Source organism: Mucilaginibacter psychrotolerans, from assembly GCF_004519315.1.
Classification (GTDB): Bacteria; Bacteroidota; Bacteroidia; order Sphingobacteriales; family Sphingobacteriaceae; genus Mucilaginibacter; species Mucilaginibacter psychrotolerans.
Window position 1 is genome coordinate 101,777 of the sequence record NZ_SOZE01000007.1, and the last position, 15,545, is coordinate 117,321.

Annotated in this window: 13 protein-coding genes; 4 read left to right on the top strand and 9 right to left on the bottom strand. The window is 46.2% G+C overall.

All coding sequences use genetic code 11. The features are described from left to right. Nucleotides 1-2: 2 nt before the first annotated feature. The 6 genes from E2R66_RS09360 to E2R66_RS09385 form a co-directional block, all read right to left on the bottom strand. Nucleotides 3-584 (bottom strand): c-type cytochrome, encoded by a 582-nt coding sequence (locus E2R66_RS09360; RefSeq protein WP_317130764.1) that lies wholly within the window; start codon nucleotides 582-584, stop codon nucleotides 3-5. Continuing rightward, the gene (locus E2R66_RS09365) at nucleotides 577-1,113 is read right to left on the bottom strand and encodes a DUF3341 domain-containing protein (protein ID WP_133229940.1); all 537 of its coding nucleotides are present in this window, start codon (nucleotides 1,111-1,113) and stop codon (nucleotides 577-579) included. Before E2R66_RS09365 ends, E2R66_RS09360 begins: the two co-directional genes overlap by 8 nt. Before the next feature lie 2 nt (nucleotides 1,114-1,115). Continuing rightward, nucleotides 1,116-2,585, bottom strand: coding sequence for an NrfD/PsrC family molybdoenzyme membrane anchor subunit (gene nrfD / locus E2R66_RS09370; protein ID WP_133229941.1), 1,470 nt, complete (start codon nucleotides 2,583-2,585; stop codon nucleotides 1,116-1,118). Between the two features lie 22 nt (nucleotides 2,586-2,607). Continuing rightward, complete coding sequence (locus E2R66_RS09375; protein ID WP_133229942.1) at nucleotides 2,608-5,697, bottom strand: TAT-variant-translocated molybdopterin oxidoreductase; 3,090 nt, start codon at nucleotides 5,695-5,697, stop codon at nucleotides 2,608-2,610. A 45-nt stretch (nucleotides 5,698-5,742) separates the two neighbouring features. Beyond that, complete coding sequence (locus tag E2R66_RS09380; protein WP_133229943.1) at nucleotides 5,743-7,014, bottom strand: c-type cytochrome; 1,272 nt, start codon at nucleotides 7,012-7,014, stop codon at nucleotides 5,743-5,745. A 252-nt stretch (nucleotides 7,015-7,266) separates the two neighbouring features. Continuing rightward, complete coding sequence (locus E2R66_RS09385; RefSeq protein WP_133229944.1) at nucleotides 7,267-8,247, bottom strand: deoxyhypusine synthase family protein; 981 nt, start codon at nucleotides 8,245-8,247, stop codon at nucleotides 7,267-7,269. A gap of 115 nt (nucleotides 8,248-8,362) precedes the next feature. On the opposite strand from E2R66_RS09385, the gene E2R66_RS09390 reads away from it, so the two are divergent. Then, a complete protein-coding gene (locus E2R66_RS09390) occupies nucleotides 8,363-9,499 on the top strand; it encodes a BamA/TamA family outer membrane protein (protein ID WP_133229946.1) in 1,137 nt (378 codons plus the stop codon). A 102-nt stretch (nucleotides 9,500-9,601) separates the two neighbouring features. Here E2R66_RS09390 and E2R66_RS09395 read toward each other — a convergent pair whose 3' ends face one another. Continuing rightward, nucleotides 9,602-10,387 carry an O-methyltransferase gene (locus tag E2R66_RS09395; RefSeq protein ID WP_133229948.1) on the bottom strand — a complete coding sequence of 262 codons (786 nt, stop codon included), beginning with the start codon at nucleotides 10,385-10,387 and terminating at the stop codon, nucleotides 9,602-9,604. A gap of 53 nt (nucleotides 10,388-10,440) precedes the next feature. Between E2R66_RS09395 and E2R66_RS09400 the strand changes: the two genes are divergently transcribed. From E2R66_RS09400 to E2R66_RS09410, 3 genes are all read left to right on the top strand, one after another. Further along, complete coding sequence (locus E2R66_RS09400) at nucleotides 10,441-11,298, top strand: transglutaminase-like domain-containing protein (RefSeq protein WP_133229950.1); 858 nt, start codon at nucleotides 10,441-10,443, stop codon at nucleotides 11,296-11,298. 220 nt (nucleotides 11,299-11,518) lie between these two features. Beyond that, nucleotides 11,519-13,048 carry a sensor histidine kinase gene (locus E2R66_RS09405; RefSeq protein WP_204985897.1) on the top strand — a complete coding sequence of 510 codons (1,530 nt, stop codon included), beginning with the start codon at nucleotides 11,519-11,521 and terminating at the stop codon, nucleotides 13,046-13,048. A 4-nt stretch (nucleotides 13,049-13,052) separates the two neighbouring features. Further along, nucleotides 13,053-13,733: a LytR/AlgR family response regulator transcription factor gene (locus E2R66_RS09410; protein WP_240049272.1), complete on the top strand. Its 681-nt coding sequence runs from the start codon at nucleotides 13,053-13,055 to the stop codon at nucleotides 13,731-13,733. Nucleotides 13,734-13,832: 99 nt separating this feature from the next. Here E2R66_RS09410 and E2R66_RS09415 read toward each other — a convergent pair whose 3' ends face one another. Continuing rightward, nucleotides 13,833-14,747 carry an alpha/beta hydrolase gene (locus E2R66_RS09415; RefSeq protein WP_133229952.1) on the bottom strand — a complete coding sequence of 305 codons (915 nt, stop codon included), beginning with the start codon at nucleotides 14,745-14,747 and terminating at the stop codon, nucleotides 13,833-13,835. A 34-nt stretch (nucleotides 14,748-14,781) separates the two neighbouring features. Next, a complete protein-coding gene (locus E2R66_RS09420; protein WP_240049273.1) occupies nucleotides 14,782-15,543 on the bottom strand; it encodes a LytR/AlgR family response regulator transcription factor in 762 nt (253 codons plus the stop codon). Nucleotides 15,544-15,545 lie beyond the last annotated feature (2 nt).

A 15,545-nucleotide genomic window follows, 5' to 3' on the forward strand; every position in this document is an offset into this window, starting at 1 on the left:
TCTTATAATTTTTGTAATTGGTGAACGTACATAACTATTTTCAAACGATCGTCAGGCGCTATCTGCGAAGCGTACGAACCCATAGAGTTTACACCGTAGGTTATAGTATGATAAATTTTACCATCAGTAAGGTCTTTCATGGCACCACCGCGGGATGATTGCCCTGTAGAGTAAGAAGGAGGAGCCGGGTAACCGTGTTGTACTACCAAACCATCTCCTTGCCCTGTTAAACCATGGCACGGAGAGCAAAAAGTGGTAAACAACTTCTTACCTTCAGCCAAATGACCAGGTGTTTGTGCAATCAGGCTGTCCAGGTGGTAGCTGGCACTTGCGTTATCATACCCTTCACGAGAGTTAGGGAAATCAAATCTCCTGAAACCAATTGGCGTTGTACCAGCCGGCGGCACTTGCGCGGTTTTCCCGTCTTTAAAGTTTTTATTTGGCTGATCCGGGTCGTATGCGGTATGTTCGTACATATTGGGAGCATATTCCCAACCGGTGCTGCGTTTATCCTTGCACGATGTGAACACGATCGATGCAGCAATAACGATGGCCGTTGTGCCCAATATTCTAAATTTATTCATAGCTAACATATTTTCTGTCGTTATGCTTTACTTCTACAGCTCCTGCTTCTTTTAACAAGTTGGTAATATCGTCATGTGGTATATTGCCCTTTGCGTCTATCGCGATAACGAAGCGGTCATCGGTTGCACGCAGGTCCATCACCCTTGGCGCACGGCCCGGGAAAAGGTGGGTGGCGGCAAAAAAGGTAAACGTCATACCAAATGCGGTGAATAAGATGGTCCACTCAAAGGTGAACGGTACAAAGTTGGGCATTGCAAAATTTGGCTTGCCACCAATATCCATTGGCCAATCGTGTACCAGCGTATAATACAATATGCTGAATATTACTGTTGCGCCCAGGCAGCCGAAGCAAAATGCAGCGTAACCAAGCCGGGATTCTTTTATGCCCAATTTAGCCTCGATACCATGGATAGGCATTGGGGTATAAACATCGTAAATAGGGACGCTATTTTTCTGCAGCTTCTCTATCCCGTGCATCATATCATCGGGATCATCAAATAAGCCTAATATAAATTTTGTGCTACTCATTTTTATATTTTTTCGTAATCAGACATGTCAATACTGTCAAACTTCACTAACGATTCTTTGTAGTGCTGAACCTCAGCCGGCTCTAAATGGCCTTCCAGTATCAGTTTCTTTTTAGCCTGCTCGCTGCTTGTCTTCAGCAAAAGTTTCACCTCAGCCATTGCCACTGACGGCAGCACCCTGATGAATAGCAGGAACATGGTAAAGAATAACCCGATAGAACCGATAAACACACCAACATCAACCCAGGTTGGATAAAACATCACCCAGCTCGATGGGATATAATCGCGGTGCAATGAGGTTACGATAATTACGAAACGCTCGAACCACATACCGATGTTTACAATGATGGAGAGGAACCAGGAGAACTTGATACTCCTGCGCAACTTGCTCGACCAGAATAACTGCGGAGAGATTACGTTACAGCTCATCATACTCCAGTATGCCCACCAGTAAGGTCCGGTTGCACGGTTGATAAAAGCATATTGCTCATATTCTACGCCTGAGTACCATGCGATGAAGAACTCGGTGATGTAAGCCACACCTACGATAGAACCCGTAAGCATAATGATCTTATTCATCGACTCAATGTGGAACATCGTGATGTAATTTTCTAATCCTAAAACCTTACGGGTAACCAGCAACAGCGTTTGTACCATGGCAAAACCCGAGAAGATTGCACCGGCAACGAAGTATGGCGGGAATATAGTGGTGTGCCATCCCGGTTCAAGAGATGTAGCAAAGTCGAAAGATACGATGGTGTGTACCGAAAGTACCAGCGGCGTAGATATACCGGCCAATATTAGAGACACTGTCTCGAACCGTTGCCAGGTTTTAACAGAACCTGTCCAACCGAACGACATTACCGAATAGATACGGCGGCGTAAGCCAGTTGCTCGGTCACGGATTGAAGCAATATCTGGCAATAAACCGGTGTACCAGAATACCAATGATACCGAGAAGTAAGTTGATATCGCGAACACGTCCATCATCAGTGCCGAGTTCCAGTTTACCCAAAGCACATACTGGTTTGGCAGCGGTAAGGTAAAGTACGCTAACCATGGGCGGCCCATGTGCGCTACGATATAAGTAGCCGCGCAAATTACCGCGAAGATGGTCATCGCCTCAGCAGAACGGTTAATAGAGTTACGCCAGTTTTGACGGAAGAGCAAGAGTACAGCTGAGATAAGCGTACCGGCGTGACCGATACCCACCCACCATACGAAACCGGTGATATCCCAGGCCCATCCTACTGTTTTATTCAAGCCCCATGCACCTAATCCGAACCAAAAGGTATAGCTGATAGCCACAACCCATAATAGCGCGCCCATGGAAGCAACGGTAAAACCGATCCACCAGGCTTTGTTAGGTTTATTTTCTACAGGGTTTAATACCTCGTTAGTAATCTGGGCATAGGTAATGTCCCTGCCCGTAATTAACGGTTCCCTGATTATTGATTCACTGTGAGATGCCATATATATAAATCTCTTGTAATAATTAAGCCTGTAATTCTGATAATGTGTTCCTTACTTTTACCTGGTAGCCTATGCCCGGTTTTACGTTCAACTCTTCCAGTACGTAGTAGGTACGCTCGCTCTTCAAAGCTTTAGAAACTTCTGAGTTAGGATCGTTCCTGTTACCGAAAACGATGGCGTTTGCAGAGCATGTTTGCTGGCAGGCCACTTTAACTTCACCATCTGCTAAGGGGCGTTTCTCTATCTTGGCTTTCAACTTGCCAGCCTGAATACGTTGTACGCACATTGAACATTTTTCCATTACCCCACGGAAACGGGTGGTAACATCAGGATTTAATACCAATTGAGTATGCTCGTTGCTCAGGTAGTTATCAAAGCGACTATCGTTCCAGTAGTTGAACCAGTTGAAACGGCGCACTTTGTACGGACAGTTGTTTGCGCAGTAACGTGTACCTACACAACGGTTGTATGCCATCATGTTCAAACCTTCCGATGAGTGCGTGGTAGCTAATACCGGGCACACGGTTTCGCAAGGTGCGTGGTCGCAGTGCTGGCAAAGCATTGGTTGGTGAACAACAGTAACGTTATCAAAGTTCACCAATTTATCAATGTCCTTCTCCTTGGTTACCATGCCGGTGCGGCCATCTGTTTTGGCATCACCGTTTTGCTCGTAGCTATAATAGCGGTCGATACGAATCCAGTGCATTTCACGGCGGCGGCCAACTTCGTCTTTACCTACAACAGGAATGTTGTTTTCTGCGCTACAAGCTACAACGCAAGCGCCGCAACCTGTACAGGCGTTAAGGTCGATAGCCATAACCCAGTCATAAACCGGTTTATCATGTGGGCTGTTCTCCCAAAGATCATAAAACCCTTCGTGTTCGCCTTCTTTACCGCTGCCTGCAGCAGGGTCCTTTTGATATTCAACAAGGGTAGCTTCGCGTATAACGTTACGCCCCTCAAAAGAGTGGTGCGTTTGCGTTTGCGAAAGCGGGAATATAGTGCTTGTTTTTGCTACAGTGACTGCCGATACCGTTTGGAATGTACCACTAAGCAGGTTGTAGAAAGGATATGCGTTTTTACCAACATTGTTGCCTACTAAACCGGCAGCAGTACGGCCGTAACCAACAGCTACTGATATAGAACCAACTGCCTGGCCAGGTTGCGAAAGTACCGGCAAATCTACCGAATAACCGTTAGCACCTTTTATACTGATCACCTGGAACTCATCAAGACCCATTTTCTTAACGTCCGCAGGCGACATGGCCGCGAAGTTATCCCAGGTTACTTTAGAAACCGGATCTGGTAACTCCTGCAACCAAGGGTTGTTGGCTTTCTTACCATCGCGCATTGCAGGGGTTTGATAAACCTGCAGCTCGAACCCACCATCGCCGGAGGCTGTTACTTTGCTGCTATTGTTTAGAATAGTTTGCGCTACGCCGCCCAGGCTCAATGTAAAGTTGTAGGTACCAGGGGTAACAGCCGTTGCATTGATGAAGCCTTTTTGCAACAGGGCTTCCCAACCTTTTTGGCCGGATAAACCGCCTTTTGCTAACAGATTTTTATCCCAGTTGTTGCGCAGGTAGGTATAGTAACTTTTAACTGCGTTATCGCTCCACACCAACAGGCTTTCTTCAGCCTGGCGGGTGTTGTTAACCGGGTTGATGGTTGGCTGTACAATAGTGTAGTACCCTTCAACCGCGCTGTCATCGCCCCACGACTCGAGGTAGTGGTGGTTTGGCGCAACAACATTACAAAGGGCAGCAGTTTCGTCGGCCCTATCAGAGAACGTTACTTTAAGGCGTACCTTACTAAGGGCAGCCTCGATATCTTTAGCGATATAAAAATCGTAAACAGGGTTGGCATCAAGGAAGAAAACCGCGTCTACCGCGCCACTTTTGGCATCGGCAACAAATTGCAACCAATCGGTATCGTTACCGGCGTACTGGCGTGATGGGTTATCTAAATCGATAGTAGAACCGTAGCTACCCAACAATGAGTTGATGGCGTTTACTACAGTTTGTACAGATACATCGTTAGAACCCGAAACGACCAGCGCTTTGCCTGCACCCGCTTTTTGAAGCTCTTTAGCAGCCAGGATAATTGCCTTATCTGCATTTGCGTTGGTCAGTTTTTTTGCACCAGGCAAAGCACCTGCCGGATTCAATGCATTATACAGGTTGATAATGGCAAGGCCGTCTTCAGATGGTTTGATTGGCAGGCGCACATCGGCGTTGGTACCAGTTAGGCTCATACCGCTTTCGAACTGAATGTGGCGAGACATGTCTTTCTTCTCTTCCAGTGCCTTGCTGTTCCTGTTTTGAACGTATTGCGTAGTGAATTCCTCACCTGATATCCAGGTACCCAGGAAATCGGCACCGAAGCTCACGATAACCTTCGCCTTATCAAAGTTGTAGTGAGGCACTACCGCTTTGCCAAAGCTATTTTTGTTTGCCTGAATAATACCTGTATAAGATACAGCATCATAAGTAACATGACTTGCAGTAGGGAATGCGGTAATAAAATCGGCAATAACTGCTAAAGTAGAAGGGCTGTGTACGGTTGACGTAACCAGGCTTATCTTTTTGCCGCCTGCTTTGATAGCTGCAAGCTCGTCTTTAACAAATTTATCTAACTGAGGCCAGCCTGTAGCAGTACCGTTAAGTAACGGGCCCTGCGCGCGGCTATTATCATACAATTCAAGTACCGAAGCCTGCGCCTGTGCACTTAAGCCACCTTTCGATAAAAGGTCGCCGGGGTTACCTTCTACTTTGATAGGCCTACCCTCGCGGGTTTTAACCAATATCGCGCTACCTTCATAAGTTGAAGAGTAGTAATTGGCAATACCAGGCGTAATTTCTTCGGGTTTAACCAGGTAAGGTATAGACTTGTGAACCGGCACTTTTTGGCAAGCAGCCAAAGTAACCGCGCCCACACCAAAACCAAGCGCCTTCAGAAAGTCGCGGCGAGGCGTTTTTGCAGATAAGCCGCCCCCGCTTAAAACTTCTTCAATTGGGATGGGCTCCGCAAACTCATGTCTATTTTTCTCAACAAATTCTGGGGTTCTGTTTAGTTCCTCTAAACCTTTCCAGTATTTTTTATTGCTATCCATTTAAGTTATATAAACTGTAATGCTAAGTTCTAAATCCGTTTATTATTAATAGTGGCACTTTGCGCACTCAAGGCCGCCCAGCATAGCTGGCGTAACTTTTTCACCTTTTTTGATCTTATCGTGAGCGGCAAGTATCTTATCATAGTAACCGTTGCCTTTACCGCTTATCTCGGTGCGTTTGTGGCACTGGATACACCATTTCATGGTGAGCGGAGAGTATTGGTAAACTTCCTGCATTTCCTGTATCTGGCCGTGGCATTTCTGGCATTCTATTTTACCAACTACAGTGTGCTGCGAGTGGTTAAAGTAAGCCAGATCCGGCAGGTTGTGTATGCGTACCCATTGAATTGGCTGTGCTTTGGTGCTATCGTATTTCTGAGTTTGCGGATCGTAACCCAAAGCATCGTAAATTTTGTGTATCTCCGGCGATTCGGTCTTAACGGCCTTGTGGCAGTTCATACAAACGTTTAACGATGGTATAGAGGCGTTCTTAGATTTGAATGCACCGGTATGGCAATACTGGCACTCAATTTTCATGGCACCGGCATGCAGCTTGTGCGAGTATTTGATAGGCTGTACCGGTTGGTAACCCTGATGAACATTGGTGTTCCACATGGTAACCCAGCTCCAGCTGCCCATGGCAATGGTACCGCAAAGCACTATAAAGAAAACTAATTTTTTGTTTTTGAGTGCCTTTTTAACAAGGGCTAACTTATCGCCTTTTACTTTTTCTTCAGCCTCTTCTTCTTCGTCAACAAGCAGGCCGCTTTTGTTAAGCAATAAACGCTCAAGCGTTGCGATAACCTTGTTCAGCACCAGAATCACGATAAACGCGATAACGATAACGCCTAACAGACCGAATATCACCAGATCACTTGGGCCTTGCTCTGCAGCAACAGCACCACCAGCGGCTGGCTTAGCTTTGTCTTCTTTAAGCTTTTTCCAGTCGGCACGCACATAAGCTATAACGTTTGCAACATCGGCATCGGTCAATTCCGCAAATACGGTCATTCCTGCCTGATTGTACTCGTTGTAGATTTTGAGTGCCTTAGGGTTTTTCGCAGCAATCAACGCCTGGTTGTTCTGGATCCACTTGGTAAGGTAAGCGTCGTCGGTTTCTGCTTCCAACTGTGGGCCAAGCGCCGGGCCGGTCATCCGAACATCGATCTTATGACAAGCTGTACATTTGGCTTTAAATATCGCTTCACCTTTGGCGGGGTCGGCCTGTGCATTTGCAGTTAGTCCGCAAAGTGCTAAACCCGCAACCAGTAAAACCGACTTTGAGAACTGTTTAAAAATGAATGAGATATTTCTCATAAAGTGTATTTATGCTAAATAATTATGTAGTTAATGTGATAAACTGACGTAAAGAAGAATTTTTTACCCACTTTTTCAGCCACAAAAGTAAAATTTATTAAGCTATGGCTGACAAATTCCTGACAGTAATATCTAATTTATAATCGTTCTAAACAAGTTTAAAAAGCCCTTAAACATACGGAAAAGGGCTTTTTTAACCACGGCTTAAAAAATCGCCGCGCAATTATTTTTTGAATTTAATTCAAAAAATAATTATTGTTTTAATATCCAGGCAAAAATGAGTGGTGCAACAATTGTTGCGTCGCTTTCTACAATGAATTTTGGCGTGTTAATATCCAGTTTGCCCCAGGTAATTTTCTCGTTAGGTACAGCACCCGAGTACGAGCCGTAAGAGGTGGTAGAATCTGATATCTGGCAGAAGTAACTCCAAAACGGTATCTCGGGCATCTCCATATCCTGGTACAACATCGGAACAACACAAATCGGAAAATCGCCTGCTATACCGCCACCTATCTGGAAAAAGCCTATCCCCTTTCCTGTAGAGTTTTCGGGGTACCAACCGGCCAGCCATGCCATGTATTCTATTCCGCTTTTCATGGTGGTTGCCTTTATCTCGCCTTTGATAACGTATGACGCAAATATATTACCCATAGTAGAGTCTTCCCATCCGGGTACTACTATCGGCAGGTTGCGCTCTGCAGCAGCCAGCATCCAGGAGTTTTTAGGGTCTATCTCGTAGTATTGCTCCAACTCGCCGCTAAGCAATATCTTGTACATATACTCATGCGGGAAGTAGCGCTCACCGGCGGTATCAGCATCATTCCAAATTTTATAAATATGTTTCTGCAAACGGCGAAATGCTTCTTCCTCGGGGATACAGGTATCAGTTACGCGGTTGTAGTGGTTCTCCAGCAGGTCCCACTCGTCTTGCGGACTCAGGTCGCGGTAATTTGGCACACGTTTGTAGTGCGAGTGCGCTACAAGGTTCATGATATCCTCTTCCAGGTTGGCACCTGTACAGCTGATGATGTCGATCTTACCCTGACGAATCATTTCGGCAAGCGAGATGCCCAATTCGGCAGTACTCATGGCACCACCCAGGGTAACCATCATTTTACCGCCCTCGGTAAGGTGGGTTTCGTAACCTTTGGCTGCATCCATTAATGCCGCTGCGTTAAAGTGCAGGTAATTCCTTTCGATAAATTGCGATATAGGGCCTCTTTCTGTGCTCATATTTTTATTGATGCTAATTATGGCGCAAAAGTAGGTATTTTGACATTAACAGAATTTTAATTTGAAAATTGGATAAAACAAACGCCTAAGCTCTACCTTTAACGGCGATATCTTTATGAAAAAACTTAGCCTTTTATTACTGTTAACTGCCTTTTTGCAGCCTTCCCTCGCCCAGAACAGCTTCCTACCCAAATTTATCCGCAAGATGTATTTTGATAAGGATACCACCAGGAAGAGTAGTTTTGTGATACTGCCTGTATTAAGTACCGCGCCCGAAACAGGCGTAGAGCTCGGCGGCGCGGGCCTCCTATCCTTTTATACCGATACGGCGCACCGCGAAACCCGGGTATCAAACCTGTTTGCCTATGCAACCGTCACCACTAAAGGGCAAAGCCGCTTTAGCCTGAGCACCAGTTACTGGACCCCGCAAAACAAATATCACTTCATAGCTGCTGTATCGTATATCAACTTCCCGGTTGATTTTTATGGAACAGGCAATAACACCCTGAAAAGCAATGCAGATCGCCTTGGTGTGAAGCGCTTTAAGTTGGCCTTGAGCGGCAAAAAAAACGTAGGAAACAAGTTTTACATAGGGCTGGCGGCCGGTGGTTTTGATTACCGTTTTAACGATGCCGATAAAGCCGGGATATTTGAAACCGATGCCAGCCTGCAGGGCCGCCACGGCGGCACAACACTATACGCCGGCCCCACAGTAGTTTTCGATAGCCGTAACAACAATACTTACACCACCAAAGGTGCGGTAATAACCAGTTACCTGGATTTGATGAAAGGCATAGGGAGCAACAGCGATTACAGCGGCGGGCTGCTAAATGTAGAGTACGCGCAGTTCTTCTCGCTAAGCAAGCATTTTGTTTTGGGCTTCGATATACAGGAACAGAGTTTGACCGGTAGTCAGTCGCCATTTTATTTGATGCCTGCGCTAGGCAGCGACGAAATGATGCGCGGCTATTATAATGGCCGTTTCCGCGACCGTAATCTGCTGGCAGGGCAGGCCGAACTGCGTTACCGCATCAGCAACCGAATTGGTATGGTTGGCTTCATTGGCACCGGACAGGTATGGAACAACGACTTTAGCTTCAGCGAATTTAAACCCAACTACGGCGGCGGGCTGCGTTATTTCTTCGATACGGAGAAAGGCTTGAGCATACGGGTGGATTATGGCATAGGTGAGAAAAGGGCTAATGAGCCAAGATTAAGCGGGCTTTATATTGCGCTGGGGGAAGCGTTTTAGGCCAGATGTGCAGATGCGAAAACAGATGTGCAGATTTCAGATGTGCAGGTGTGCAGATGGGAAACACAATGCAGCTCCATCTAAAATCTGCACATCTGAAATCTAAAATCTGATTTTAAAATCCTCCTTCGCCCGGCCGCTTTTAAAAAACACCAGTCCTATCCAAAATAAATCTACTGTTACGGTAACCTGGGGATTAGCCTTTATTTGCGCCCAGGCTTGTTTCATGCCCTCACTCCAGTATATATCGTCGAATATCAGCATGGTATCTTCGTGCACTTTGGGCAGGCATTGCTCAAAGTAGTTCAGCGTGGCTACGCGCTGGTGGTTGCCGTCGATGTAAACGAAATCCAATTTATCGTGCTTGTCCAATACCCCACCAAGCGTATCATCGAAATTACCGGTGACTAGATTGATGTTGCGCAAGCCCGAACTGTTAAATACCTCCTGCGCCACCTTAGCGGTTTCGGGGCAACCTTCTAAGGTATATACTTTGGCATTGGGGGCGGCCTCGTGCAGATACAAAGTAGTGATGCCCAGGCAGGTGCCCAATTCTACGATGCTTTTGGGTTTGGTAAAAGCTGCCAAACGATAAAGTAACTGCGCCAGCTTGGGCGATTTGAGGGCGTTGATGGTGATATCCCTTATCTTTTTCTCGCGGTTTTTGTTCAGGTGTGAGCCTGCGCCCAGATCGGTTACGTTGATAACGCGGTCGTCGACAAGCAGATTATCGCGCTCTTTTTCTATTTTATCGTAAGCGGGCTTGTGCTTATAATCGTAAATAACTTCATCTACCAGTTTGTAAACGAACGGCGAATGCAAGCCGTGACGGTTTTTTGACCTGAACCTGTGAAACAAGAAATCCTTAGCAAACGTTAGATTGAGCATAGGTTTAAATTCCGTAAAAGTATATAAACTTTAGTATTTTAGCGGATAGAGATATGATAAATTCTACAGAAGTAAACTCTTTAATTCGTTTGCTGGACGACCCGGACAGCGAGATATACAACCATGTGCATCAAAAACTCCTCTCCTACGGCCCCGAGGCCATCGAATATCTGGAGAACGCCTTTGGGCAAGCCTTCGACAGCATACAACAGGAACGCATTGCCAACCTGGTACATGAGATACAATTCGGCACGGTAAAAAACGATCTACAGTTATGGTTCCATGGCGGCGCTTTCGACCTTTTGCAGGGCATCCTCATCATCAACCGCTACCAATATCCCGACCTTGACGAACAAAAGGTGATTAACCAGATAGAAGCCATCAAACGCGATATCTGGTTACAGATGATGCACGAGGGCAGCCCGGTAGAGCAGGTAAAACTCATCAACCATATCTTTTACAGCATCCACGGCTTCAGCGGCAATACCGGCAACCACCGCGACCCGCAGAATAGCTACATCAGCCAGGTTTTAGAAAGCAAAAAAGGCAACCAGATATCGCTGGCCATTATCTACTCCATCATAGCCCAAAAGCTGGACATCCCCGTTTACGGCGTAAATCTGCCACAACACTTCATTTTGGCTTACATGGACGAAAGCCAGGAAACTGAATTCGAGGGAGGCATATTGTTCTACATCAACGCATTCAACAAGGGGTTCATCTTCGGCAGGCGCGACGTAGATATGTTTTTGAAACAGCTGAATCTTAAATTCGATAAGCAATTTTATGAGCCCTGCTCCAATACCGATATCATCAAACGCGTACTGCGCAACCTCATCAGCGCCTACGAACATGCAGGCACATCGGAGAAGGTGGATGAATTGAATGAACTACTGGGGATACTGGAATAGTTTTTTAAGAGGCAAGAAATCAAGAGCCAAGAATCAAGACACGAGCTCATCTTTTTTTTGTGGCTATCAACCTCCTAATTCCTTTCTTATTTCTGGTCTTGTCTCTTGATTCTTATCTCTTGCTTCTCCTCCCCCTTCGTCCCACCAAACAGCCCTTTCGTCACATTTGCTTCCGGAGCTTTTTGGCCGGGCTTATCTTGCGGCATAATTCATTATCACCATGATCACCCGCATCAGAAAATCCGTCGACATTAAAAAAATAGAGATCTATGCCGCTACCGGCATATATGGGTTTATACTCCTACTATTGCTCGCCCGCGTGGCAGATAGTAACGTAAACGTAGTATGGACACCCTATCGCTATATGTTTAACGAGTATGGCCTGCACTACTCCTATTCTAAATACTATTTCTTCCCGATGGTGGCGCGGTACACGCTGTACTTCCTTGCCTTTTTGCTTTGGAACTTCGTCATCATCCCCTCGTTGATAGAAAAGCGGAAAACCACTTTGATGATACTGCTGGCTGTTGCTTTATTTGGTGCCATTTGGCTCTTCTGCGGCATCACTGATACCTGGCTTAAGGGTTACCTGTTCTACAAAAAATCGCCAGGGTACGTGTACAACCTGGTGTTTAAAACAAACCTGGTTTATGCCGTATGGGTAATGATGATGCTAACGCTGTACAGTGTAATAAAACACGTTGCTAATTACCTGCTCAACAATACCGAGAAGATAGAATCGGAATACAAGGTACTCACCCGCGATAGCATTATTGCCTTGGTGGTTTGGATGTTGCTGATATTTGGCTTGCTATTGGTTGATGCCAATACAGGTGTTATCTGCCTGTTTTTCTTAACGATACCGGTAGCGATAGGCGTACATGGGCTATCTACTTACAGCCTCATCCCTACTACACTGGCCATTAACAAACGTTTTTTTACCTATTGGTTTAAGGTAGCTATCGTAACTGCTGCGGTTTCCATACCGGCCTTGTTTATTTTAGCTTTAGTATTAAACCGGGGCGAAGAAGTAGGTATTACTGCTTGTTTCAATGCCGCCTTCCAATTGCTGGTGGTAGCGCCCTTCTCGTGGATTAGTTATAAACGTCGGCTAGCCGGTAAAGCCGAAATACTTAACCTTAAAACTGCACTCGGCACATCTGCTGCCAACCTCGATTTTTTGCGCTCACAAATAAACCCGCATTTTTTATTCAACGCATTGAATACCCTATACGGCACCGCCTTACAGGAAAACGCCGACCGCACCGGCGAAGGCATACAGCGGCTGGGCGATATGATGCGCTTTATGCTGCAGGAAAACATGCACGAAAAAATATTGCTCACCCGCGAGATTGATTACCTCAACAACTACATCGCTCTGCAAAAATTACGCACGCAAACCTCGCCGGATATCCGGATTGAGGTGCAGATTGAGGACCATATACTGGGGCTGCAAATTGCCCCAATGCTGCTGATACCCTTTATAGAGAATGCCTTTAAGCATGGCATTAGCCTGCGCGAACCATCGCACATCAAAATAACGCTGCAAACCAAAGAGGGCAAGCTTTACTTCGACGTGCATAACAGCATACACACCCGGCCGGATAACGACCCCGAAAAAGGAAAAAGCGGCATAGGGTTGGTGAATGTAAAACAACGCCTCAAGCTGCTGTACAATAACAAACACGAGTTGATCATCCGCGAGAATGCCAGCGAATTTTTCATACATTTAACCCTTAATCTGGCCTGATATTTTGATAACCGCAGTAGCTATCGACGACGAACCCCTGGCCCTTGGCGTGGTGCGCTCCCATGCGGCCAAGGTTCCGTTCGTAGAATTGAAAGCCGAATTTACTGATGCCTTTAAGGCTATGGAATACCTGCAACACAACCCCATCGACCTGTTGTTCCTGGATATCAAAATGCCGGACATATCGGGTATCGACCTGCTGGCCTGCCTCAGCAAAAAACCGCTGGTGATATTCACCACCGCCTATACCGAACATGCGGTAACCAGTTTTGAATTGGATGCCGTAGATTACCTACTGAAACCCTTCTCGCTGGCGCGCTTTACCAAGGCATGCAATAAGGCTTACGAGTTGTACAACTTCCGCAACGTCAAAGAAGATAAAAAAGATTATCTGTTCCTGAAGACAGGGTATGAGCAGGTAAAGGTACTGTTCGATGACATCTGCTACCTGGAAGCCACAGGCAACTACGTAAACTTCGAACTGAAGGATAAACAGCTACTCTCCCGCATGACCATCTCCGAAGTAGAGAACCTGCTGCCTGCCGACCAGTTCATCCGCATCCACCGCTCGTTCATTGCCGCAGTAAACAAAGTGGAGAAAATAGAGCGGCACCAGTTGGTTGTAAATGGCGCGATACTGCCGGTAGGGAGTAGTTATTATCAGAATTTGGCGGCGGTGAAATAAGAGCCCCCTAACCCCCTAAAGGGGGAACCGAAGTTCTTGGCCGAGACAGTTGCAATTCAAAAGTTATCCCTTTAGGGGGAGGAGGGGGCTGCCATCTTGTTACTTCTTCAACCACCCATTAGCTTCCATCCAGGCGGCTGCCCAATCGAACCATTTTTCCTTAGTAGTGGGGTTTGGCATACCGAAACCGTGACCACCATTCTGGAACAGGTGCATCTCCACCTTAACTTTGGCGTTGGTTAGGGCCTCGTACATCATCAGGCTATTCTCAACAGGTACCGCGCCATCGTCCTGGGCGTGGATCAAAAAGGTTGGCGGTGTATTAGCCGTTACCTGCTTTTCGTTGGAGTAAAAATCTATCATGGCCTGCGAAGGCGTTTTACCGATAAGGTTCTCGCGCGAGCCCACATGCGCTTTCGGCCCGAACGATATCACCGGGTATATCAGCATCATAAAATCGGGGCGTACACTGATGTTATCCTTATTCTCGATAACCACCTTATCAAAGTGCGTACCGGCGGTTGATGCTAAATGCCCCCCTGCAGAAAAGCCAATGATTCCTATGCGGTTAGGGTCTACCCCCCAACCCGCTGCGCCCTGCCTTACCATTTGTATCGCACGCTGGGCATCCTGCAAAGGGCCAATGGTTTTATCAACCATTATTTCATCCGATGGTAGACGGTACTTCACCAAAAATGCCGTAACCCCTATGCTGTTAAACGCTTTCGCAATATCGGTACCTTCGTGTTTATTGGCCAAACCACCATAACCACCACCCGGAAATATCACTATGGCCGCACCGTTGGCCGTGCCTTTTTCGGGCAGGTAAGGCGTAATAGTGGGTATGCTCACCTTGGTTATCCAACTGGTTTCGTTTATAGCTTCTATATAACGAGCCGGGATAGGTTTGGAGTTAGGTACACCTGCGGGATATAGAAGAAGCGGTTTTTGTTCCTGTCCAAACGCTGCTATCGTTGAAATCATTAGAATGGAGGCTGCTAAAAGAGTTTTCATAATTGGTTACTGAATTACAATTATACCTTTTTCATTACAAACTTTTAGCCAGCGCGTTTTTTATCATTTCGCGATTCTGCCGCGATATAGGCACCTTGGTTTTATTTGCCAGCAGCAGCGTGCCGCCATCCTCCTTTAAATAGCTCTTTACGAAATGCAGGTTAACCAAATGCGATTGATGCGTGCGTATGAATTGGTGAGGTTTTAGCATATCAGCAAATTCTTTAAGTGTTTTGCACACCAAAACCTGCTCGCCGCTGCCAAGGTAAAACGTAGTATAGTTGTTTGATGCTTCGCACCTTACGATGTCCGTAATTTTCACGTACATGATCTCGGTAAGCGTGTGCAGGGCTATTTTAGGCGTATCGTTTTGCCCCGCCTTAATGTACTGCAAAAGGTTTTCGATGCTTTGGTTTTGCTGCCTGCCGGCTATTTTTGGCCTGGCCTTTTCTATCGCCAATTTAAATTCATCAACGTCGATAGGTTTTAGCAAATAATCCAAGGCCGAAAATTTGATGGCCTGGATGCCATATTTATCGTAGGCTGTGATAAAAATAACCTCAAAATCAATTTCATCAAAGGCCCGCAGCACATCGAAGCCCGATTTCCCGGGCATTTGTATATCCAAAAACAACAGGTTGGGCCGATGCTGTTTTATGGCAGCAATGGCGTTATCTGCATCGTTTGCTACGGCAGTCACAAAAATTTCGGGGAAGTGTATTTTGATAATCTGCTGCAGGTTTTCTACATTGTTAGGCTCGTCATCAACAATAATGCTGCGTATATCCATTAGCATAA